This window comes from Mycobacterium angelicum, from assembly GCF_002086155.1.
GTDB lineage: Bacteria > Actinomycetota > Actinomycetes > Mycobacteriales > Mycobacteriaceae > Mycobacterium > Mycobacterium angelicum.
This window is the reverse complement of the sequence record NZ_MVHE01000012.1, coordinates 110167-132647: the sequence shown is the minus strand read 5'-3', so window position 1 is coordinate 132647 and position 22481 is coordinate 110167. Positions and strand designations below refer to the sequence as shown.

The 22481-nt window shown below is 65.8% G+C and carries 22 protein-coding genes and 2 pseudogenes; 6 read left to right on the top strand and 18 right to left on the bottom strand.

Annotation, left to right across the window (positions count from 1 at the left end):
- A pseudogene (locus BST12_RS33360) lies at positions 1-218 on the bottom strand (PE family protein); the annotation flags it as partial.
- Positions 219-287: 69 nt separating this feature from the next.
- Positions 288-509, bottom strand: a pseudogene (locus tag BST12_RS33355) (PE family protein); the annotation flags it as partial.
- Between the two features lie 293 nt (positions 510-802).
- Between BST12_RS33355 and BST12_RS11155 the strand changes: the two are divergent.
- On the top strand, positions 803-1948 hold the full coding sequence (locus BST12_RS11155) for an MFS transporter (protein WP_083113190.1): 1146 nt from the start codon (positions 803-805) through the stop codon (positions 1946-1948).
- Here BST12_RS11155 and moeA read toward each other — a convergent pair.
- From moeA to queC, 4 genes are read right to left on the bottom strand one after another with little or no spacing between them, the layout of a single operon-like run.
- Entirely contained in the window at positions 1945-3150 is a 1206-nt protein-coding gene (gene moeA / locus BST12_RS11150; RefSeq protein WP_083113189.1) for a molybdopterin molybdotransferase MoeA, read from the bottom strand. The two genes, BST12_RS11155 and moeA, sit on opposite strands and share 4 nt — an antisense overlap.
- 25 nt (positions 3151-3175) lie before the next feature.
- Positions 3176-3574, bottom strand: coding sequence for a 6-carboxytetrahydropterin synthase QueD (gene queD / locus BST12_RS11145; RefSeq protein ID WP_083113173.1), 399 nt, complete (start codon positions 3572-3574; stop codon positions 3176-3178).
- Entirely contained in the window at positions 3571-4218 is a 648-nt protein-coding gene (gene queE / locus BST12_RS11140) for a 7-carboxy-7-deazaguanine synthase (RefSeq protein ID WP_245850232.1), read from the bottom strand. The genes queD and queE overlap by 4 nt, the downstream gene beginning before the upstream one ends.
- On the bottom strand, positions 4208-4897 hold the full coding sequence (queC, locus tag BST12_RS11135; RefSeq protein WP_083113172.1) for a 7-cyano-7-deazaguanine synthase QueC: 690 nt from the start codon (positions 4895-4897) through the stop codon (positions 4208-4210). Before queC ends, queE begins: the two co-directional genes overlap by 11 nt.
- Before the next feature lie 72 nt (positions 4898-4969).
- Here queC and BST12_RS11130 point away from each other — a divergent pair, with 72 nt between their 5' ends.
- Positions 4970-5416 (top strand): hypothetical protein, encoded by a 447-nt coding sequence (locus BST12_RS11130; RefSeq protein WP_083113171.1) that lies wholly within the window; start codon positions 4970-4972, stop codon positions 5414-5416.
- 69 nt (positions 5417-5485) lie between these two features.
- Here BST12_RS11130 and BST12_RS11125 read toward each other — a convergent pair whose 3' ends face one another.
- Positions 5486-5980 carry a cupin domain-containing protein gene (locus BST12_RS11125; protein WP_083113170.1) on the bottom strand — a complete coding sequence of 165 codons (495 nt, stop codon included), beginning with the start codon at positions 5978-5980 and terminating at the stop codon, positions 5486-5488.
- Positions 5981-6314: 334 nt separating this feature from the next.
- On the opposite strand from BST12_RS11125, the gene groL reads away from it, so the two are divergent.
- Entirely contained in the window at positions 6315-7940 is a 1626-nt protein-coding gene (gene groL / locus BST12_RS11120; protein ID WP_083113169.1) for a chaperonin GroEL, read from the top strand.
- 144 nt (positions 7941-8084) lie between these two features.
- On the opposite strand, the gene BST12_RS11115 is transcribed toward groL, so the two are convergent.
- From BST12_RS11115 to BST12_RS11105, 3 genes are all read right to left on the bottom strand, one after another.
- Positions 8085-8486 carry a hypothetical protein gene (locus BST12_RS11115; RefSeq protein WP_083113168.1) on the bottom strand — a complete coding sequence of 134 codons (402 nt, stop codon included), beginning with the start codon at positions 8484-8486 and terminating at the stop codon, positions 8085-8087.
- Between the two features lie 22 nt (positions 8487-8508).
- Positions 8509-9984, bottom strand: coding sequence for a PPE family protein (locus BST12_RS11110; protein ID WP_083113167.1), 1476 nt, complete (start codon positions 9982-9984; stop codon positions 8509-8511).
- Positions 9985-10064: 80 nt separating this feature from the next.
- Positions 10065-11792, bottom strand: coding sequence for an N-acyl-D-amino-acid deacylase family protein (locus BST12_RS11105; RefSeq protein ID WP_083113166.1), 1728 nt, complete (start codon positions 11790-11792; stop codon positions 10065-10067).
- Between the two features lie 17 nt (positions 11793-11809).
- Between BST12_RS11105 and BST12_RS11100 the strand changes: the two genes are divergently transcribed.
- Genes BST12_RS11100 through BST12_RS11090 form a run of 3 tightly spaced genes read left to right on the top strand, consistent with a single transcriptional unit; the run spans position 11810 to position 13583 of the window.
- Positions 11810-12181 (top strand): VOC family protein, encoded by a 372-nt coding sequence (locus tag BST12_RS11100; RefSeq protein WP_083113165.1) that lies wholly within the window; start codon positions 11810-11812, stop codon positions 12179-12181.
- 10 nt (positions 12182-12191) lie between these two features.
- Complete coding sequence (locus BST12_RS11095) at positions 12192-12707, top strand: mycothiol transferase (protein ID WP_083113164.1); 516 nt, start codon at positions 12192-12194, stop codon at positions 12705-12707.
- 9 nt (positions 12708-12716) lie between these two features.
- Complete coding sequence (locus BST12_RS11090) at positions 12717-13583, top strand: hypothetical protein (protein WP_083113163.1); 867 nt, start codon at positions 12717-12719, stop codon at positions 13581-13583.
- A gap of 9 nt (positions 13584-13592) precedes the next feature.
- Here the strand turns inward: BST12_RS11090 and BST12_RS11085 are convergent, their stop codons facing one another.
- From BST12_RS11085 to BST12_RS11050, 8 genes are all read right to left on the bottom strand, one after another.
- A complete protein-coding gene (locus BST12_RS11085; RefSeq protein ID WP_083113162.1) occupies positions 13593-14297 on the bottom strand; it encodes an anti-sigma factor in 705 nt (234 codons plus the stop codon).
- The gene (locus BST12_RS11080) at positions 14294-14857 is read right to left on the bottom strand and encodes a sigma-70 family RNA polymerase sigma factor (protein ID WP_083113161.1); all 564 of its coding nucleotides are present in this window, start codon (positions 14855-14857) and stop codon (positions 14294-14296) included. Before BST12_RS11080 ends, BST12_RS11085 begins: the two co-directional genes overlap by 4 nt.
- 48 nt (positions 14858-14905) lie before the next feature.
- A complete protein-coding gene (locus BST12_RS11075) occupies positions 14906-15697 on the bottom strand; it encodes a DUF1295 domain-containing protein (RefSeq protein ID WP_083113160.1) in 792 nt (263 codons plus the stop codon).
- Positions 15694-16956, bottom strand: coding sequence for a class I SAM-dependent methyltransferase (locus BST12_RS11070; RefSeq protein ID WP_245846914.1), 1263 nt, complete (start codon positions 16954-16956; stop codon positions 15694-15696). The genes BST12_RS11075 and BST12_RS11070 overlap by 4 nt, the downstream gene beginning before the upstream one ends.
- Positions 16953-17663 (bottom strand): DUF1365 domain-containing protein, encoded by a 711-nt coding sequence (locus tag BST12_RS11065; protein ID WP_083113158.1) that lies wholly within the window; start codon positions 17661-17663, stop codon positions 16953-16955. The genes BST12_RS11070 and BST12_RS11065 overlap by 4 nt, the downstream gene beginning before the upstream one ends.
- A complete protein-coding gene (locus BST12_RS11060) occupies positions 17657-18970 on the bottom strand; it encodes an NAD(P)/FAD-dependent oxidoreductase (RefSeq protein ID WP_083113187.1) in 1314 nt (437 codons plus the stop codon). The genes BST12_RS11065 and BST12_RS11060 overlap by 7 nt, the downstream gene beginning before the upstream one ends.
- Before the next feature lie 61 nt (positions 18971-19031).
- A complete protein-coding gene (locus tag BST12_RS11055; protein ID WP_083113157.1) occupies positions 19032-21923 on the bottom strand; it encodes an MMPL/RND family transporter in 2892 nt (963 codons plus the stop codon).
- Positions 21920-22342 carry an MmpS family transport accessory protein gene (locus tag BST12_RS11050; RefSeq protein ID WP_083113156.1) on the bottom strand — a complete coding sequence of 141 codons (423 nt, stop codon included), beginning with the start codon at positions 22340-22342 and terminating at the stop codon, positions 21920-21922. Before BST12_RS11050 ends, BST12_RS11055 begins: the two co-directional genes overlap by 4 nt.
- Positions 22343-22481: the final 139 nt, after the last annotated feature.

The window sequence follows — 22481 nt, the reverse complement described above, 5'->3', positions numbered from 1 at the left end:
GCCGTACCGAATAACAGTCCGGCAGCCCCGCCCCGGCCACCCGCCCCGCCGGTGGGGCCGACAGCACCGGATCCGCCGTTGCCGCCGTTGCCGATCAGGATTCCGCCGTCCCCGCCGTTGGCGCCGGTCCCCGCGGCGCCATTCGCGCCGTTGCCGATCAGCGGTCGTCCCAGCAGCGCTTGGGTGGGTGCGTTCAATGCGTCGAGGACGGGCTGCAACGGCGACGCGGCTGCGGCCTCGGCGCTCGCATAGGCGCTCGCGCCGCCGGTCATGGCCCGAACGAATTGGTCATGCAATGCCGCTGCCTGTGCGCTGGCCGTCTGGAAAGCCTGACCGTGCGCGCCGAACAGGGCGGCGATCTGCGCCGAAATCTCATCGGCGGCGGCGGCCACAACCGAGGTTGTCGGGGCCGCCGCGGTGGCGCCCGCCTGGCTCAGCGAGGAGCCGATGCCAGCCAAATCCCTTGCGGCCAAAGTCAATAGTTCCGGTGTCACTACCACGTAAGACATTTGCATTCCTCACATTTAATTAGGACCGCGGATAAGGTGAATGGATCATATGAAGACCCCATTAGTCCGCTGCTAATTGTGGGGTAATGTTATCCAATCGTGATATTCAATGTGCTAAATATACAGCCATTTGACAATGACGACAGAAATGCGAATTAATTCCCCGAATGTAAAGGTTATGGTCATTCGGAGCACAGAGTATGTTCGTTAGCGGGCTCGTTTGAGAGGTGTAAAGAATTTCGACGCGTAGACACGGTGGCAATTGTTCGGTGACGCAGCTGCGCCGCGCGAAGATGGGTGTCACCGCGGCATTCATCGCCCACGCCGTGGTGTTCTCGTCCTGGGCCGCCCACATACCCAATGTCAAGGCCCAGCTGGGCCTGTCCGACGCGGCGTTGGGAACGGCGCTGTTCGGCGCGCCGCTGGGCTCGGTCCTGGCCACCGTGCTCAGCCACTGGGCGCTGCCGCGGTGGGGCAGCCACCGACTGGTTCCGGTCACGCTCGCCGGCTACACCGCGGCCGGTGCGACGGTAGGGCTAGCCCGCTCCGGGGCGTGGCTGTTCGCGGTGTTGGCGCTGTGGGGCTTTTTCCAAGGCGCGATGGACGTCGCGATGAACACCCAGGCTGCGACGGTCGAGCGGCTGGCGCGCGCCCCCATCATGGCGCGCTTTCACGGCATGTGGAGCGTCGGCGCGCTGCTGGGCGCCGTGATCGGCGCGGCGTGCGTGAGCGCGGGCATTGGCCTTACCCCACAACTAGCGGTCGTCGGCCTTATCGTGCTGGTTGTCGTGGAGGTGTTGACCCGCCACCTCGTTCCCGACCAGGCGCCCGCTCCCGACACGAGCCAGCCCAAGCGGGCATGGCTGACCAGAACCGTGGCGATCCTGGCGGCGGTCTCGTTCGCGTCCTTCCTGTGCGAGGGCGCGGCCACCGACTGGTCGGCCAACTACCTGCACAGCGTCGTCGGCGCCGGTGCGGGCGTCTCGGCGCTGAGCTATGCGGCCTACACCCTGACGATGGTCGTGACCCGGTTGGGCGCGATACAGCTCCATGCGCGAGTTTCCAGCCGCCGGCTGCTGCCCGCTCTTGCCCTGCTGGCTGTGGTGGGCATGAGCGTGATGTTGGCGACCGCCAACCCGGTGGTCAGCGTGATCGGATTCGCCTGCCTGGGAGCCGGTGTGGCCCTGCTGGTGCCTACCGCGTTCAGCGCGGCATATTCGGCGAGCGGCGCGGGCTCCGCGATCGCCATCGTCGCCGCAACGGGTTGGGTGGGTTATCTGCTGGGACCGCCGCTGATCGGCCAGCTGTCGGGATACTTCGGATTGCCCGCGGCGCTGGTCACCATCCCGGTAACCATCTCCATCGCCGCGATCGCCATCCGGTGCACCACCGCCTTCGATGCGGCCGACGAATTCCACCGCGAGGTCGCCACCTCTTAGGTCAGGTCCCACACCTGCAGCTCGGTTCCGGCGGCCACTTCCGCGACGTCCTCGGGGATGTCCAGCAGCGCGTTAGCCGACGCCAGCCAGCGCAGATGATGCGACGCGGGCGGGCCGAAACTGATCACCGTGCCGCTGTCGTGATCGAGAACCGCGCGCCGGAACTGCCGCTTGCCCCGCGGCGACGTCAAGGCCTCGGTGAGCACCGCCGTCTGGTGCGGCCGGTGCGGATCAGGCAGGCACATGGCCAGGCGCAGCGCGGGCCGGATGAAGACCTCGAAGGAGACCAGTGCGCTGACGGGATTACCGGGCAGGGTGATGATCGGCGTGCCCGCCACCCGTCCGATGCCCTGCGGCATGCCGGGCTGCATCGCCACCTTGACGAACTCCACGCCTTGATCGCCGCTGCGCCCGAAGGCGTCCTTGACAACCTCGTAAGCGCCGGCGCTCACTCCGCCGCTGGTGATGATCAGGTCCGCCTCGGCCGCATACCGGTCGAGGACCGAGCTGAACTGTGCGACGTCGTCGCCGGCGGTCGCGGTGGCGACCACCACTGCCCCGGCCTCGCGCACGGCGGCGGCCAGCATGATCGAGTTGGACTCATAGATCTGCCCGGGCAGCAGTGGGCTGCCCGGTGCTACCAATTCCGATCCGGTGGAGATGACCAGCACTCGCTGGCGGGGGATCACGGTCAGCTCCGCCAATCCCAGCGCCGACGCGAGCCCGAGAACCGCCGGCGTCACCAGCTGGCCCTTGCGCAGCACGGTGGTACCGGCGCCGACGTCTTCGCCCGCGCGGCGGATGTGCTGGCCGGGGTTGGAGGGCTGGCGGATCGTCACGGACTGCTCGCCGCCGTCGGTGGCTTCGACCGGTACGACGGCCGTCGCCCCGCCCGGCAGCGGCGCCCCGGTCATGATGCGGTGCGCGGTGCCGGGTTGCAGTTTCAACACATCGGTGCGGCCGGCCGGAATGTCCTCGGCCACCGGCAGCAGCACCGGGTGTTCGGTCGTTGCGCCCGCCACGTCTGCGGCGCACACCGCGTAGCCGTCCATCGCGGAGTTGTCGAAAACCGGCAGCGACAGCGGCGCCACCACGTCGTCGGCCAGGGCCAGCCCCTGTGCCTGCGTCAGCGGGAGCGCAACCGGCGGGCGGGCGCTGATCATCTCCCTAACGGCACGCTGGTGTTCGTCGACTGACCGCAAGACTGATTGCACCTGGCCATTATCGCTACGCCGGTTCAATCCCCGGGTGGCCGCCATGTGGCCCCCGGTAAATGCAGCAGCTCGTGCACGTCTCACGGACGGTCACCGCCGTCAGCATCGGCAGGGAGTGCTCGAGTTCGCACCAAATCCATTCGGCGAGCCGCTCGCTGGTGGGGTTCTCCAGTCCCGGGATGTCGTTGAGGTAGTAGTGGTCCAGGCGGGCAAGCACGGGTTTGCAGGCGTCCTTGAGCACCGCGAAATCCGTCACCCAACCGTTCGCCGCGTCCACCGGACCGCTGACGTGTACCGAAAAGCGGTATGAGTGACCGTGTAGTCGCGAACATTTGTGATCACCGGGCAGGTTCGGCAGCCGGTGAGCGGCTTCGAAGGTGAACTCCCGGAAGATCTCGGCTGTCGCGGTCACGGAATCTCCAAATACTTGTGCGTTTGCAGGCTTAGTCGCCACCGCGGGCGCTTCAGACAGAATTCGACTGCGGCGGCGGTGTTTTCGCGCAGTGCGGGTCCGTCCATCGGAGACAAGCGAAACGATCCGAAATCCAGATGCTCGAACTGCTCGGGGTCTCCGCCGTCTTGGGGGTAAACCAATTTCAGTTCATCGCCCGACGTCACGGGCAGCGCTGCGCCCATCTTCGGGCTGACGCAGATCCAGTCAATGCCGGGCGGTGGCAACCGTGTCCCATTGGTTTCGACTGCGATGTAAAAGCCTTCGGCGTGCAGCGCGGCCGTCAAGGCCGTATCGACTTGGAGTAGCGGCTCGCCACCCGTGCACACCACCATCCGGTGCTCGTGTCCCGTCTCCGGCCAGGCCCGGGCAATGGCCGACGCGAGCTTTTCAGCACTTGCGAAACGTCCGCCGCCGGGCCCGTCGGTGCCGACGAAGTCGGTGTCGCAGAACTTGCAGATCGCGCGCTTGCGGTCCGATTCCCGGCCGGTCCACAGGTTGCAGCTGGCGAACCTGCAGAAGACGGCGGGCCGGCCGGTGTGAAAGCCCTCGCCCTGCAGTGTGTAGAAGATTTCCTTGACCGTGTAGCCCATGTCATGCCACACGATCCAGCAGCGGATCCGCGGCGCCGGCGTCGGCGAAGCCCTTAGCCCGCAACAGGCAGGAATCGCAGTGTCTGCAGGGTATTCCGGCGTCGTCGGGGTCGTAGCACGACGACGTGCAACCGTAGTCGACCGCCAGCTTCAGCCCGGTACGGATGATCTCGGCTTTGGTCATATCGATCAGTGGCGTGTGGATCGTCAGGGCAGCGCCTGTTATCGCGGCTTTGGTGGCCAGCCGCGCCATGTCCTGGAATGCGGCGATGTATTCGGGACGGCAATCGGGATATCCCGAATAGTCCAACGCGTTGACGCCGAGGAAGACGTCGTGCGCGCCGACAGTCTCGGCGTAGGCGAGCACGAACGACAAAAAGATGGTGTTGCGGGCCGGCACGTAGGTCGACGGGATGTCAGCGGTCAACTCCTCGACACTGGCGTGCTTGGGCACATCGAGGTCGGCGGTCAAGGCCGATCCGCCGAACACGCGCAGATCTATCTCGGCAACGACGTGGCGCGCGACGCCCTGCGCTTGTGCGACGCGCCGTGCGGCGTCCAGCTCGACCGCATGGCGCTGGCCATAGCGAAACGAAAGCGCGTACGGCGTGTATCCCTCGTGCTTGGCGATGGCCAGCACCGTTGTTGAGTCCAGACCTCCGCTGAGCAGGATGACCGCCGGTTTGTCCATGTATTCAGGGTTGCGGGATAGGCGGTTCTTCGAATCAGTGAAGTCGCCAGCCGCGACGCTTATGGTGAACCGATGGACCAGATGGGTGCGGTGAGCGACGGGCCGCCGCCTGTCACGAGCCTCGGGCAGACCGTCGACCCAGACGCCCCGGTGCGCCTCGAATTCTTCCCGGTGCCCAAGCCCGTGCGGGTCACTTTCCACACGGCCGAATTGCAGGCGTTGTGCCCGGCGGTTGCCGGTATTCAGCCCGATATCTACCAGGCCGAGATTTCCTATACCGCTTTAACCCATGCGATCGAGTCGAAATCACTCAAGCTGTGGTTGGTGGCATTCCGGGATCGGCGGATCTTCGCCGAGCACCTGGCCATCGAGCTGCACGACGGCGTGGCGGCGCACGCGCCGGCGGTCGGCGACGTGCGGGTACGCCTGACCCAGAACGTGCGGGGCGGCATCGTCACGGTTATAGAGCATCCAGCGGCCGCTAGCTCCCCGTCGGGGAGTTGCGCAACCAGCCGATGATCGTCGGCACCACCTCGGTGGCCTTGCTCGTCGCGCGGTGCCCGGATTAATTCTCGGCGCACGGAAGATTTAGGTCACCCAGTAGTTGTCGTGACGGACGAACCACTCGCGTCGTTCGTCGTCGGTCATGTCCGCCAACTCGGTGAAGCCTTCGAAATAGGACTCGCGCGGTGCGCCAGGAGCGAACAGCATCAAAATCGACGCCGGCTCGTCGGCCTCGTTGCGGAAACCGTGGATGCCGCCGGGCGGCACATAGAGGAAGTCGCCCTGCTGCCCGTCGACCCATTCCGTACCGTTGTAAAGCTTCATCGACCCGGACAACACGAAAAACGCCTCAGACATGGCGCGGTGAAAGTGCGGTCCCGGTCCACCTCCGGCCGGTGCGATGTCGACGCGGTACAGGCCGTAGTCACCGTCGGTGGCCTGCTGATTGGCCAGGTAGTGGTACTTGTTCGCGGAGGTCTGGTAATCCGGTGCCTCGTCGGCACGCTTGAGCCAGGCGCTGACTTCGGGTTCGGCTTGGGTGTAGCGCGTTTTCGGATAGGGCGGTACGACGAGGGACATCACTCCAGTCTGCCGAAGTTGGCCGAGTGTGCACGCTGGGCTTTCACGGTGCGTCGACGGCGGTAATCCGTCGACTTTGCCGCCCTGGCCGCTCACTCGAAGCCGCAAGTGCACAGTCGATGACGCCTAGAGCCGGGCGTTCTTGCACTCGGCATAGGCGAGTGCTAAGAATGACGTTGGCACTCGCCGCAGGCGAGTGCTAGGTCGGGACGGTGAGGCCCAGCCCAAAAAGCTGTGCCGTCCGTCGCGGGCACTGCGCCCGGCCAGCGTAAGTAACGGGGTGGCCCTGACCCGGTGACCCGTTTCATTCCCAATCCGGAGGAATCACTTCGCAATGGCCAAGACAATTGCGTACGACGAAGAGGCCCGTCGCGGCCTCGAGCGGGGGCTGAACGCCCTCGCCGACGCGGTAAAGGTGACGTTGGGTCCCAAGGGCCGCAACGTCGTCCTGGAGAAGAAGTGGGGCGCCCCCACGATCACCAACGATGGTGTGTCCATCGCCAAGGAGATCGAGCTGGAGGACCCATACGAGAAGATCGGCGCCGAGCTGGTCAAGGAAGTCGCCAAGAAAACCGACGACGTCGCCGGCGACGGCACGACGACGGCCACGGTGCTCGCCCAGGCGCTGGTGCGTGAGGGCCTGCGCAACGTAGCGGCCGGCGCCAACCCGCTGGGTCTCAAGCGCGGCATCGAGAAGGCCGTCGAGAAGATCACCGAGACGCTGCTCAAGTCGGCCAAAGAGGTCGAGACCAAGGAGCAGATCGCGGCCACCGCAGCGATTTCGGCGGGCGACCAGTCGATCGGCGACCTGATCGCCGAGGCGATGGACAAGGTCGGCAACGAGGGCGTCATCACCGTCGAGGAGTCCAACACCTTCGGCCTGCAGCTCGAGCTCACCGAGGGTATGCGGTTCGACAAGGGTTACATCTCGGGCTACTTCGTCACCGACGCCGAGCGTCAGGAAGCCGTCCTCGAGGACCCCTACATCCTGCTGGTCTCCAGCAAGGTGTCGACCGTCAAGGACCTGCTGCCGCTGCTGGAGAAGGTCATTCAGGGCGGCAAGCCGCTGCTGATCATCGCCGAGGACGTCGAGGGCGAGGCGTTGAGCACCCTGGTCGTCAACAAGATCCGCGGCACCTTCAAGTCGGTCGCCGTCAAGGCTCCCGGCTTCGGTGACCGCCGCAAGGCGATGCTGCAGGACATGGCCATCCTCACCGGTGGTCAGGTCATCAGCGAAGAGGTCGGCCTGTCCCTGGAGACCGCCGACATCTCGCTGCTCGGCAAGGCCCGCAAGGTGGTCATCACCAAGGACGAGACCACCATCGTCGAGGGTGCCGGTGACTCCGACGCCATCGCCGGCCGGGTGAGCCAGATCCGCGCCGAGATCGAGAACAGCGACTCCGACTACGACCGCGAGAAGCTGCAGGAGCGCCTGGCCAAGCTGGCCGGCGGTGTTGCGGTGATCAAGGCCGGCGCTGCCACCGAGGTGGAGCTCAAGGAGCGCAAGCACCGCATCGAGGACGCAGTCCGCAACGCCAAGGCAGCCGTCGAGGAGGGCATCGTCGCCGGTGGTGGCGTGGCCCTGCTGCACTCGGTGCCGGCCCTGGAGGAGCTCACGCTCACCGGTGACGAGGCCACCGGCGCCAACATCGTGCGGGTGGCGCTCGAGGCTCCGCTGAAGCAGATCGCCCTCAACTCCGGGCTGGAGCCCGGCGTGGTGGCCGAGAAGGTCCGCAACTCGCCCGCCGGTACCGGCCTGAACGCCGCCACCGGTGAGTACGAGGACCTGCTCAAGGCCGGCGTTGCCGACCCGGTCAAGGTGACTCGTTCTGCGCTGCAGAACGCGGCGTCCATCGCGGGTCTGTTCCTCACGACCGAGGCCGTCGTTGCCGACAAGCCGGAGAAGGTGGCCGCTCCCGCGGGCGACCCCACCGGCGGCATGGGCGGTATGGACTTCTAAGTCCTGGAACGAAAAAGCCCGGCCTGCGAACGCAGGCCGGGCTTTTTCGTATCGCCGAGACTGCGCACACCGCCACCGACCGACCCGGGAGCACGCGCTCAGTGCAGGCTCGGCGTCAGCACCGCAGCCTCGACGCGCAGCCAGCTAGGCCGGTAGCGAAAACACCACACAGTCATGCAGACAGCCCTTGGCAGCTGAGGGAGAGTCCGCCTCGCGGTGCAGCAGCGCGCGGGTCGGCGCCACCGCCAACCGGGCTGTCTCAGCGCCGGCGTCAACCAGCTCCGCAGTGCCGTCGACGATGAGCGAGTAGCCGCCGGGCTCGCGCGGGGGCCACACCAGTGTCACGTCGCTGCGGTCGGCGAGATTGTTGCGGGTGCGCCCGCCGATAAGGCCCACGTCGACCATCGCTGCCCGCATCACGGGTTCGACGGTCACAGTGTGGGCGTGGTAGCTGTCATCGACAGTGATCAGATAGGCGAATGGGAAGTCCGGCATTACGGCGGCCAAGCGTTCGAGATCTACCTTCTTGGCCCTTTTGACACCCATGGTTCGAGGATAGGCGGACGAATCAGTCCGACTGGATCGGCAGCGGGATGCCGTCCTCGGTCTCGGTGATCTCACGTTCGCTCGACGGGAAGAAGTTCGACTTCGGGATGCTGGCGCCGGTGCCGGCAGTGCCGCCAGTGCCGGCGGGCGCGATTCCCACCTCACGCGGTGCGGCGGTGCTGCGCAAACCCGAGTCGCCGCTGCCCGAGTTGTAGAAACCGCTGTAGCCGCTGGTGCTGGTGCGCAGGCCCGAGTTGGCAGCCGAGCCGGTTGCACTGGCGGGGGCAGCGGCGCCGCTGGCGTGCGATGACTCGAGACCGCTCACCGGCGCAGCGGCCGGCGCTGCGGCCGGGGCCGCGGCAGCGCTGGTCATACCGGAGTTCAATGCGGTGGCCACGCCGGGGTGCAGGCTGCCCGTATTGGCCAGCGCCGAGTTGAGAAGGCCCGAGCTCAGCGCCGCCGTCCCCAGGCCGCCCGTGGCGTTGGCCAGGCCCGCATCCGGGCTGATACTGCTGCCGTCGGCTCCGGAATGCACAGGGGTCATGCTGCTGGCACTGCTCACGCCCGCGCCGATGGACGTGGAGTTTCCCAGACCATTGTTGAGCGAGCCGGAATTGCCGATACCGGTGTTGCCGCTGCCGGAATTGAAAAGGCCGGTATTGCCGGTCCCCGAATTGCCGAAGCCGACATTGCCGCTGCCTGAGTTGAAGCCGCCGAAGCCGACCGCGTGGTCGCCGGTGAGCCCGAACCCAAGGGCCCAGCTGCCGGTATTGCCGAAGCCGACGTTGCCGCTACCCAGGTTGCCCATGCCCAGGTTGAAGTTGCCGGTGTTGCCGCTGCCCATATTGCGGTTACCGGTGTTGCCGCTGCCCCAGTTGTTGTTACCGATGTTGTTGTTGCCGATGTTTCCGCTGCCGGTGTTGTTGAAGCCCAAGTTGAAGCCGTTTTTGCTGATGTCGATGCCGAGGTTGCGCAGCACCTGCTGCCAGGGCGCCAGTTGTGCCGCCGCCGACGATGCATCGAAGTGATAAGCCGCCATCGCCGCGACATCCAGCGCCCACATCTGCTCGTATGCGGCCTCGATGTCCATGATTGCGGGAGTGTTGAAGCCCAGCCAGTTCGTGGCCGCCAACACCTGCATCAACCCGCGGTTGGCCGCGACAACCGCCGGCTGCACGGTGGCCATCAGCGCCGCTTCGAACGCGGAGGCGATGGCCGTCGCCTGTGCAGCCGCTTGTTCCGCTTGTGCTGCCGCCGCACTCAGCCACGTCATGTACTGCGTCGCGACGGCCATCATTGCCTGCGACGCAGGACCCAGCCACGACCCGCTGGTCATGTCTGCCGTCACGGAGCCGAACGACTCCACTGACGACAGCAAATCCGCGGCGAGGCCGTTCCAAGCCTCGGCCGCGGCAAGCAGCGGTCCCGACCCGGGACCGGCGAACATCAGTGCCGAATTGATCTCTGGCGGCAACCACGCGAAATGCGGGTTTGTCACCTACTCAAACTACCTGGCAGCGATCATTGCCGTGGGCATATCGGGATAATCGCGAGAGGGCGTTCAGCAACTCCCCAGTATCAGGTGCAAACGGGGGCAGACTGGCGACCGCGTACCAGTTTGCCAGGGCGAGCCTCAGTAGGAACACCGTTCTCAGCTATCACTTCACCCGACACCACGGTCGCGACGTAACCCTCGGCTGTCTGGTCCAGCCGGCGCCCGCCGGCGGGCAGGTCGTAGGTGATCACCGGCTTGTGCAGGCGCAGCGCGGCGTGGTCGATGACGTTGAGGTCGGCCTTATAGCCGACGGCGATGCGTCCCCGGTCGCCCAGGCCGGCGACGCGCGCCGGCACCGACGTCAGTTCGCGGACCGCCTCGCTGACGGTGAACCGTCCCGATGCACGATCGCGGGCCCAGTGCGCCAGGAAGTACGTGGAGTAGCTGGCGTCGCAGATCATGCCGTAGTGGGCGCCGCCGTCGCCGAGCCCGAGCACCACATCGTCGCGATGCAGCAATTTGCCGACGGTGTCCAGCGAGTTGTTCTCCAGGTTGCTCGTCGCCACCAACAGCATCGCGCGGCCGTCGTCGTCGAGTAGCCGGTCGTAGGCCTCCTCCATCGGGTTCACCCCGCGCGCGCGAGCCCGTGCTCCGATGCTGTCGGAGGGATTGGGTTCGTAGTCGGGGTTGTCGCCCAGCGGGAAAATCCAGTCCCACATCTGCGCCACGTACAGGATCGGGTGGCCCTGCCCGGGCTTGTCGGCCAGAATGCGGGCACGGACTTCGGGCTTGCGCATTTCGGCGACGCGTTCGGACAGCGGCAGGTGCGCGATCTCGCGGTAGCTCGGATACAGCACGAACGGGTTGGCGGTGAGCTGCAGCCCGATGATCAGACCGATCGGACGCGGCAGCAGCTGTGCGCTGACGTCGCCGCCTGCGGCGTTCGCCTTTTCGATCATGGTGATGGCATCCGGCCACGTCGGGTCTCCGGCGTTGGCGACCACCAACGTGAAGGTGACGGGCAGCCCGACGTCCTCGGCGACGTCGAACACCGTCTGCAGCACCGGCTGGTAGCCGCCGGCCGGAATGTCGGGTACGAACTGCAGTAGCCCGCCGCCGCCGTCGACGACACCGCGGGCGATCTCCTCGATCTCTTCCCGCGCCGCGTCGTAGCTGGGGATCGGTGAACCGCTTTCGGTCTTGTGGATCGTCAGTCGCGACGATGCGAAGCCCAGCGCCCCGATCTCCATCGCTTCCTTGGCCAGCGCCCGCATCTTCGCCAGGTCCTCGGCGGTGGCCGGCTCGCGGTCGGCGCCGCGCTGACCCATCACGTACACCCGCAACGGAGAGTGCGGCAGATAGGCCGCCACATCGATATCGCGCCGGCCGGCTTCCAGGGCGTCCAGATACTCCGGGAACGTCTCCCACGTCCACGGCAGGCCGTCGGTCATGACGACACCGGGAATGTCCTCCACGCCGGCCATCACGTCGACGAGCACGTCGTGGTCCTCGGAGCGGCACGGCGCGAAGCCCACCCCGCAGTTGCCCATCACCACTGTCGTCACGCCGTGCGCCGACGACGGCGTCAGCCGGTCCGACCAGATGGCCTGGCCGTCGTAGTGGGTGTGCAGGTCGACGAAGCCCGGGGTGACCAGCAGGCCGCTGGCATCGATCTCACGCGAGGCGGTGGCACCGTTCACCGCCCCCACTGCGACTATGACGCCATCCTGTACCGCAACGTCACCCACATACGGCTCACCTCCCAGCCCGTCCACGATGGTGCCGTTGCGGATGAGGAGGTCGTAGCTCATCCAACTAATCTACGACCGTGATCGATCACCTAGGAATCAACTGCGCCGACTATCCGAAATCGCAAGAGTTCTACGACTCAGTGCTGGCCGTGCTGGGCTATTCGCGGCAAATGGATTTCGGAGTCGCGATCGGTTACGGCCACGACGGCAAGCCGTCATTCTGGATCGCCGAGGGCTCGACCATGGGCCCAAATCGAGAGACCCATATCGCATTTCAAGCCGCCGACGAGGCCGCGGTGCGCGCGTTCCACGAAGCGGCAGTGCGCGTGGGTGCCGAGTCGCTGCATGCACCACGGCTGTGGCCGGAATACCACCCGGGCTACTTCGGCGCATTTGTGCGCGACCCCGATGGCAACAACGTCGAAGCGGTCTGGCACGGCGGTCCGTAGTGTCGCTGGTATGGCTAGCACCGACCGCGCCGCGCAGGAACTGCTCCGGGACGCGTTCACCCGATTGATCGAACACGCCGAAGAACTGACCGACGGTCTTACCGACGACATCGCCGACTACCGGCCGACTCCGAGCGCCAACAGCATCGCGTGGTTGCTCTGGCACAGTGCCCGGGTCCAGGACATCCAGGTGGCCCATCTGGCCGGAGTCGAGGAGCTGTGGACCCGCGACGGCTGGGTCGATCGCTTCGGTCTGGACCTGCCACGCAACGACACCGGCTACGGCCACGGCGCCGAAGAGGTGGCTAAGGTGCGAGCCCCCGCCGATCTGCTGTCCGGCTACTACCACGCCGTGCACGGGCTCACCCTGGAATACGTGGGCACCGTGACCGCCGACGAACTGGCGCGCGTCGTGGACACCAACTGGGATCCGCCGGTCACCGCCAGCGCGCGACTGGTCAGCATCATCGACGACTGTGCGCAACACCTCGGCCAGGCGGCCTACCTGCGGGGGATAGCCCAGTAAGTTCTAAGCGTGCGATTCCTGCTTGCGGCGGTGTGCTGGCTGCTCGCCACGGCTGCGCTGGCGATCGCGATTCCTGCGCTGTGGGCGCAGCGCAACATCGTCGACGAGGACGGCTACGCCGCGCTGGCCCAGCGTGCGGCCGGCGACACCGCGCTGCAGTCGGCGATGGCCTCAGAACTCACCACCCGGGCCATGGCACTCATCGCCGAGCACGGCGGCGGGCGCTATGCCGTCGACGGTTCGGTGGTGCACGCCGCCGCGACTGCCTTCACCGCCAGCTCGTCGTTCCCGCCGCTGTTCGCCCAAGTGAACCGGGCGGCGCACCGGTGGCTGTTCAGCGATCCGCTGCCCAACGGTGAGCAATGGGCGGTCGACGTCGCCCCGATGCTCAAGGACAGCTCGTTTCGGCAAATCTTGAGCAGCCACAACGTGAAGGTGCCGGACACGCTGAAGGTCCCTCTGACGGTCACCGCGGTCTCCGGGGCGTCCGGGCCGCAATCGATTCGGCAAGGACAGCTGCACCGGCTCGCGGTGTGGGGGCCCTGGGTGAGTTTCGGGGCGGCCGCACTCAGCGGCGTCTTCGGGCTGCTGACCCTGCTCGCCGCACGCCGCCGCGGCAAGGCGATGACCAGCCTCGGGGTCGGCGCGCTACTGGTCGGTGCGGCCGGATGGGCCGTGATCGAGGCCGGCGGGGGCTATGTAAACGAGGCGCTGAATCGGACCACCGGTGACATCCGCCGGATCGCCGACGCGATGGTCGGCCATGCCGAGGGCAGCTTGCATCTGTGGCTGAACGTGACGCTGCTCGCCGGGGTGGCGCTGGTCGCACTGGGTGTGCTGCTCGCCGTACTGGGCGGCTTGTTCAAGCGGTCCTAGCGAGGCCGGTTATTTGAGCGGCAACTCGGCCAGTATCGGACTGGTCGGCTGCACCGATCCGGTCCCGGGTTCGACGGTGAACGCCAATGCCGTTGAGCCGCCGAGGTTGTCCAGCATCGCCTTGGTCGACGGCGTCACCGCCGCGGTGCCCATCGTGCCGGCCGACGTCGCGCCGTCGGCTCCGATCAACCACATCTGATAGACGGTGCCGGGTGAGGGTGGGGGCACATTGTTCATCACCAGCATTCCGGCATTGCGGTCACGGGAGAACATCACCGTGGCCGTGCCGCCGCCCAGCGGACGGGAGACCGTTTGCACATCCGGTGCCGCAAGGATCTGCTCGGCGACCGTCGGCGTTGGCGCCGGCCGGGTGAAGACCCCGACACCGAAGGCGGCCAGACCCACCACGATCGCCGCCGCTGCCGCGAAAAATGCGGTGCGCCAACGTGCTTGGCCTTGAGCGGCCGACTTGTCGGCCGCTGTGGCGGCCAGGATTTCGGCCCGCAGATGTTCTGGTGGTTCCGCGAGCGTTGCGGCCGAGAGCACGGCCATGGTCTCGCGGACGGCGCGAACTTCGTCGTTGAACGCAGCCGCGATCGGCGGCGAGGCGGCCGCCACCCGCCGGCCTATCTCGGCTCGTTCTTCATCCGATACGGCGTCCAGCGCATACGGGGCCGCCAGCTCGAGCAGTTCGAAGTCGGTCGGGTCGGTCATGACACGTCCAGACAGTTGCGCAGGCCACGCAGGCCATCGCGGATGCGTGACTTGATGGTCGAGAGGTTGGTGGCCAACCGCTGCGACACCTCGACATACGTCAGTCCGCCGTAGTAGGCCAGCTCGACGCACTCCCGTTGGGCATCGGTCAGGCCCTGCAGGCAATCAGCCACCCGGCGCCGCTCGTCACCGGCGATCGCCGACTCGGCGACGACATCACTGTCGGGTAGGACATTGGCCACGCCATAGCGCGATTCCCGCTGACTGCCGGCTTGCTCGCTGCGGACCCGGTCGACGGCGCGCCGGTGGGCCATGGTCAGCAGCCAGGCCAGCGCCGAGCCCTTGGTGGAGTCGAATTGCGACGCGCCTCGCCACACCTCGAGGTAGATCTCCTGGGTGGTCTCTTCGCTGTAGCCGGTATCACGTAACACCCTGGTCACCAGTCCGTATACCCGGGTTTTCGTCTGGTCGTAGAACACCGCGAATGCGGCAGCGTCGCCCCGGGCGACCCGGCGCAGCAAGGCGTCCAGGTCGCTGCTCAGCTGCGGCGGTCCGGTCATCGATCGGTAGCCTAGCGCCAGCCGGGGCCAAAACCGATAAGCCGGTATTCACCGTCGTGCCGATCGGGGTGGGCGCGGTATGAAATATGCTGTCCGATTTTGGTATTCGGAAAATCCGGGGCGGCCCTTCATGTACTTCTCGGTGAGCCGCGCCCCGCTCACATCCACCAGGAAATACGTCATCAACAACGGCGAGACGACCGTAATCAGCGGTACCCAGCCGTTGATGGTGATCAGCCAGAGCCCCCACCAGACACAGGCGTCGCCGAAGTAGTTGGGATGGCGCGTCCAGGCCCACAGCCCGCGGTCCATGATCACGCCGCGATTGGCGGGGTCGGCCTTGAATTTCCGCAGCTGCCGGTCGCCTACCGCTTCGAAGACGACGCCGATCAGCCACACGCACACCCCCACGCCCAGTACCGGCCACAACGGCTTGGGCGTCGGCCCGCCGACCGCGGACAGCTGCAGCGGGAAGGAGATGAACAGCGTCAAGAAGCCCTGCAACACGAACACCTTGCGCACCACCTGGCCCACCGAGGCGCCGCGCAGCAGGTCGACGTAACGCGGATCTTCACCCTTGCCCGCACTCTTGCGGTACATGTGCCAGCTCAGTCGGCAACCCCAAATGGTCACCAGCGCCAGCAACAGCCATCGGCGCGCCGGATCCCCATGCCCGATCACGGCGGCGACGGCGGCCACCGCGATAAACCCGATGCCCCAAGCGGTGTCGACGACGTTGTAGCGGCCGATCCTTCGGCCGATCAGGAAGGTGACCGAATGCACCACCGTCAGCGCCAGAGCCGAGGCGCCGGTTACCGCCAAGATGCCGGTCTCGGTCATGGTGTGCCGTCCCGTTCGAACGTCCACTGGTAGACGTCCAGATAACCCGACCGGAATCCGGCCTCCGAGTACGCCAGATACAGCTCCCACATGCGTCCGAACACCTCGTCGAAACCCAACTGCGCCAATCGATCTCGCCGCTGCAAGAATCGCTGCCGCCACAGCCGCAGGGTTTCGGCGTAATGCGGTCGCAGCGAGGCCGTGTCGACCGTGCGCAACCCGGTGTGGCGCTCAGTGATACCGACGATGGCCTCGGTGGACGGTAGCAGTCCGCCGGGGAAGATGTACTTCTGTATCCAGGTGTGGGTGTTGCGGGTGGCCAGCATCCGCTCGTGCGGCATGGTGATCGCCTGGATCGCGACCCGTCCACCGGGCCGCACGAGTTGTTCCAAGGCGGCGAAATACGTGGGCCACGAACGGTATCCGACCGCCTCCACCATTTCGACCGAGACCACGCAGTCGTAGCTGCCCCGCACATCGCGGTAGTCGCACAGCTCGATCTCAACCAGGTGAGACAGGTCCGCAAGAGCGACCCGCTGCTGCGCCAGCCGCTGCTGTTCGACCGACAAGGTCACCGAGCGGATGTGGGCCCCACGGGCGGCCGCCCGGATGCACAACTCGCCCCAGCCGGTGCCGATCTCGAGGACCCGGCTGCCGCGTTGCACCCCGGCCATGTCCAGCAGCCGGTCGATCTTGCGATGCTGGGCCGCCGCGAGGTCGGACCACGATGCCGGCAGTTGGGTGAACAGCGCACTGGAATAGGTCATGGTCTCGTCGAGGAACTCGGCGAATAACTCATTCGACAGGTCGTAGTGCTCGGCGACGTTGCGGCGGGCCTGATCCCGGCTGGGGTCTCGCCACGTCGGCTGAAAGGCCGGCGCGAGCGGGCGCAGCCAGTGCAGCCCGCGCGGAACCAGGTCGGCCACCGATTCGGCCAGCACGGTCAGCACCGCGGTGAGTTCGGTCGACGACCATTCGCCGGCCATGTAGGACTCGCCGAAGCCGATCAGGCCGTGGCGTCCGATCCGCCGGGCCATCGCGTCGGGCTGATGAATCCTCAGGGTGGGCAGGGTCGGGTCGGCGGCACCGACCACCATGCCATCGGGGTAGACCAGCCGCAGCGGCAGGCGGGCGGCCGCGCGGCGCAGCAGCCGGTCGACAATGCCCGCCGACAGCGTCGCCACAGGCCCGGAGGGCACCTGCGCGACCGCCGGCCAGCGCTGGTAATCAATTGCGGTGCAAGTAGTTTGGACACTCATCGCGGTACCACCGGAACTCCACGCAGCCATAATCTGATCCCCTGTATCCGAATGCGAGTGGCCACCAGCAACGGCTCCAGCGGCGCAATGATCTGCATCAGCACAACGTGTTTCACGCTCGCCGGTCGCCGCGTCCCGCGCAGGGTCGCTGTGAAGGCCAGTCGCTGCTCGCGGTGCAGCGACACCGCAATGTCGACGTCGTGGTCGGGTTGCGGTGCCAACACCAGGTAATGGCCGTCCACCGGATTGAAGGGCGAGACGTAGAACTCCTTGTTGACCGATACGGGCGCATCGGCCGGCGGCAGCAGGTAAGCATGGCGCTCGCCGTAGGTGTTGTGCACCTCGGCTATCACGTGGCGCACGCTGCCGTCGCGGTCGTGGCACCAGAACACGCTGATCGGGTTGAACACGTAGCCCAAGACGCGGGCCTGCAACAGCGCGGTGATGCGCCCGTTGGGCACGGCCACACCGCGATCGGCGAAGAACGCTTCCAGCCGGTCGCGCAGCGAGCCGTGTGAGCCCGGCGCGAAGTGGTCGTCGGCGTGGAACCGCGCGAACGCTCGCAGCCACCAGGGCAGCCGCGGCAGCTCGTCGACGTCGACATACCAGCTGTAGCCGCGGTACTCGAACGCGTGGTGCACCGGGACCTGACGGGCATGGCTGATGGTGGTGCGATAGATCGCCGGAGTGCGAGCTTGGGTCAGCACGGGACCACCACCTTTTGCCGGCTCGCAACAGGCCAGTCCGCGCCGAGGCGGCGGGCCGCGCGCAGTCCGGACGCCGCGCCGTCCTCGTGAAAGCCCCAGCCGTGGTAGGCGCCGGCGAACACCACCCGGTCGTCGTCGAGTGACGGCAGCATCTGTTGAGCCGCAACGGATTCCGGTGTGTACAAGGGGTGGCTGTAGGTCATCTCGGCCAGCACCGAGTCAGGGTCCACCAGGTCATGGCCGCCCAGGGTCACCAGAAACCGGCGGCTGCCACCGATACGCATCAGCCTGCTGACGTCATAGCTGACCACCACGTGGTCCTGCTCGGGTGTCACCAGGTAGTTCCACGATGCGCGTGCGCCGCGGTGGCGGGGCAGCACCGACTCGTCGGTGTGCAGCTGGGCGCGATTGGTCGAGTAGGAGATCGCGCCCAGAACGGCACGCTCCCGCGTTGTCGGCTCGTCCAGTAGCAGCAGCGCCTGGTCGGGGTGGACGGCGACAACGGCGGCGTCGAACAACCGCGGCGGGTTGTTCCCGGCTCCCACCAGCACCCCGTCGGGCACCCGTCGCAGCGAATGCACCGGTGTCCCAACCAATACCTCGTCGAGCCGATCTGCGATGGCCCGCACGTAGGTGACCGAGCCCGACGTCACCGTGCGCCACGTCGGTGAGCCGAAAACCGTGAGCATGCCGTGGTGTTCGAGGAACACGAACAGGTACCGGGCCGGATACCGCAGCGCGTCCGCACTCGCACACGACCACACCGCGGCCACCAACGGCGTCATGAAGTAGTCGACGAAATACGACGAGAAGCGGTGCCGGTTGAGGAAGCTTTCCAGCGTCTCCTGATCGCTGTCGGCGCCCCCATCGGCCGCGCGCAGCAGCGCCGACGCGGCACGATGGAACCGCAGGATCTCACCGAGCATCAGCAGGTAGCGCGGCCGCAGCGACTGCCGGCAGGCGAACAGCCCACGGGCGCCCAGCGCGCCGGCGTATTCCAGGCCGATGTCGTCGGCCCGCACCGACATCGACATATCCGAGTCCTGGGTTGGCACACCGAGTTCGGCGAACAATCGGCACAACGTGGGGTAGGTCCGGTCGTTGTGCACCAAGAACGCCGAGTCGACGGCTACGACGTCGCCGTCACCGTTGTCCACCTGGTGCGTGTGGGCATGCCCGCCCAGCCGATGGTCCGCCTCATACAGGGTGACCTGGTCCTGTCCGGCCAGCAGGTAGGCGGCGGTAAGGCCGGCCACGCCGCTGCCGATTACCGCTACTGAGCGCTGCGGCCGGCCCGATGGATGTATCTGCTGCACATCCGGTATTCGAAGCCGACGGCCAGGCGGATGGGGTCCGGTTCAGCCCACGTCAGTCGCTGTAGGCCAGCGTGCGATCCTCGGGTTGGGGTTCCTTCGGGGCTGCCGGAGTTCTAAGCGGCCGGCTGCGCACCCGCATCGGCCACCAGAACCAGCGGCCCAGCAACGCGGCGATGGACGGCGTCATGAAGGAGCGCACGATCAACGTGTCGAACAGCAGGCCCAGCCCGATCGTGGTACCGACCTGACCGATGACCCGCAGGTCGCTGACCGCCATGGACGCCATGGTGAAGGCGAATACGAGGCCCGCGTTCGTCACCACCTTGCCCGTCCCGCCCATCGACCGGATGATGCCGGTATTCAATCCCGCGCCTATCTCCTGTTTGAACCGGGAGACCAACAGCAGGTTGTAGTCAGATCCCACGGCCAGCAACACGATCACCGACATCGCCAGCACCAGCCAGTGCAGCCGGAATTCCAGGATGTGTTGCCACAGCAGCACCGAGAGCCCGAACGACGCACCGAGCGAAAGCGCTACCGTGCCCACGATCACCGCGGCGGCGATAAAGGCTCGCGTGATGATCAGCATGATGACGAAAATGAGGCAGAGTGACGAGATGCCCGCGATCAGCAGGTCCCACTGCGCGCCCTGTGAAATGTCATGGAAGACCGCGGCCGTGCCGGCCAGATAAATCTTGGAGTCTTCCAGCGGAGTTCCCTTGAGCGCCTCCTCGGCGGCCGTGCGTATCTGGTCGATGCTGTTGATGCCCTCGGTCGATTGCGGATCGCCGCGGTGCAGGATGATGAAGCGGGCCGCATGTCCGTCGGATGACAAGAACGAATTCATAGCGCGCTGGAAGTCCTTGTTCTTGAAGACCTCCGGCGGCAGGTAGAACGAATCGTCGTTCTTGGCGGCGTCGAACGCGTGTCCCATGGCGGTCGCGTTGTCGCTCATCTCGTCCATTTGGTCGTAGATGCCCATCATGGTGCTGTGCATCGTCAGTATCTGGGTCCGCATTTCCGTCATGACTGCGATCTGCGGGGGGAGCTGCGCGACCATCTGCGGCACCAGCGCATCCATCACCCGCAGGTCGCCCAACAGCGCGGTTATCTTCTCCGCGATCTGGTCCACTCCGTCGAGCGCATCGAATATCGACCGCAACGACCAGCAGATCGGAATGTCGTAGCAGTGCTTTTCCCAGTAGAAGTAGCTACGGATCGGGCGCCAGAAATCCTCGAAATCCGCTATGTGGTCGCGTAATTCATCGGTGATTTCCTTCATCTGTTCGGTGTCGCCGACCATGCGGTGGGTGGTGTCGGCCATCTGCTGCATCAGCTCCTGCATGTGCTGCAGGATCGCGATGGTTTGACTCATCAAGTCGGCCTGTTTGAGCATGTCGTCCATGCGGTCGCGCTGGTAGCGCATGGTCTGCAGTTGACCCGCGTTCTGCATGCTCATCTGGAAGGGAATCGACGTGTGGTCCATCGTCGTTCCGTCCGGCCTGGTGATCGCCTGCACCCGTGAAATGCCGGGGACGCGGAAGATTCCTTTGGCCAGCCTGTCCAGGACCAGGAAATCCGCGGGATTTCGCATATCGTGATCGGATTCGATCATCAATATCTCGGGTTTCATGCGGGCCTGCGAGAAATGGCGATCTGCGGCCGCGTATCCCTCGTTGGAGGGGATGAACCCCGGGAGGTACGCCCGGTCGTTGTAGCTGACCTTGTATCCGGGCAGTGCGAGCAGGCCGATCAGGGCGACCGCGAGGGTGGCGGCCAGAATCGGCAGCGGCCAGCGAACCACCACGGTGCCGACGCGGCGCCAGCCCCGAGTCTTGAGCTGTCGCTTGGGATCGAAGAGCCCGATCCGGCTGCCCAGATGCAAAACCGCGGGTCCCAGCGTCATCGCGACGGCCACCGCGACCAGCATCCCAGCCGCGCAAGGAATGCCCAGGGTCTCGAAGTAGGGCATCCGGGCGAATCTGAGGCAGAAGGTGGCCCCGGCGATGGTCAAGCCAGAACCGACGATGACGTGCGCGGTCCCGCGGTACATGGTGTAGAAGGCCGCTTCTTTTTCCTCGCCTGCCTGGCGGGCCTCCTGGTAGCGGCCGATGAAAAATATCCCGTAGTCAGTTCCCGCTGCGATGGCCAGCGAAGTGAGCAGGCTGACCGCAAAGGTGGACAACCCGATCAGCCCGGTTTGGCCCAATAGCGCGACCACCCCCCGAGCTGCGGTCAGTTCAACCCCAACGGTTAGCAGCAGCAGAATCACCGTGATGATCGACCGGTAGACCAGCAGCAACATCACGAAGATCACGGCCACTGTCACCGCGGTGATCCTGATCATGGATTTGTCGCCGGCGGTGTGCATGTCGGCGGCCAGTGCTGCCGGCCCGGTGACATAAACGGTGATTCCGGGCGGCGCCGGCGTATCGGCGACGATCTTGCGCACCGCATCGACGGATTCACCGGCTAGCGCTTCACCCTGGTTGCCGCCGAGAGCCAATTGAACGTAGGCGGCCTTGCCGTCGTTGCTCTGCGCGCCCGCGGCGGTGAGGGGATCGCCCCAGAAATCCTGGACACTCTGTACGTGTTTGGGGTCGGCCCGCAATTTGCGGATCAGGGTGTCGTAGTACCTGTGGGCCTCCTCCCCGAGAGGTTCCTTGCCCTCGAGGATGAGCATCCCGATGCTGTCGCTGGTGCCTTCCTTGAACACCTTGCCGATGCGCTTCATGGCCTCGAACGAGGGAGCCTCCTTGGGGCTCAGCGACACCGAACGTGTTTGCCCCACCTGTTCCAGCGATGGGACGAACACGCTGAGGGCAACGCAAACCAGCAGCCAGAAAAGGATGATGGGTATCGAAAACGCGTGGATCAATCGCGCGACGCGGGGCCTCTCCGGGTGGCCGTTGGTTTCCACGTCGTTCGCGAATTTGGTACTCACGCGGATTTCACCAAGCAGAACGTATAGGCGTTTACCTCGTTGCTGATTCTTTCTGCTTTGACGACATCGTCCACCAAGATCCGGCAGCCGATGCTATTCGTATCGCCTTGCGCGACAAGGTTTCCCATCACCGCCGCCAAATTGGTCGTGATGTGGATCGACCATGGCAGCTGTGCATTATCGACTCGTTTCGGGTCGCCATTGACATCGAAATAGCTGATATCTGCGACCGTTCCGGGCGGCCCGAAGACCTCATAAACCAGCCGCTTGGGATTGAAAGGCTTAGTGCTTTCCAGGTTGCTGTCGGCATAGGACTCGCGCTTATCAGAGGCGAAGAAGCCGCGGACGCGGTATACGGTGAAGCCGCCGATGGTCACCACCACCACGATGACCAGTGGAATCCAAGTCCGCGAAAGCACCCTGAAAATCTTGGACCCCTCCTTACCGGTTGACGTGGTCGTTACGGGCGGACGATACCCGCTCTTACTGGGCTTGTTGGAAACAATTCAATTTCAGATCGCCCGGCCACGGGTGCCGCACCCCACCGGGGCCGCCCTG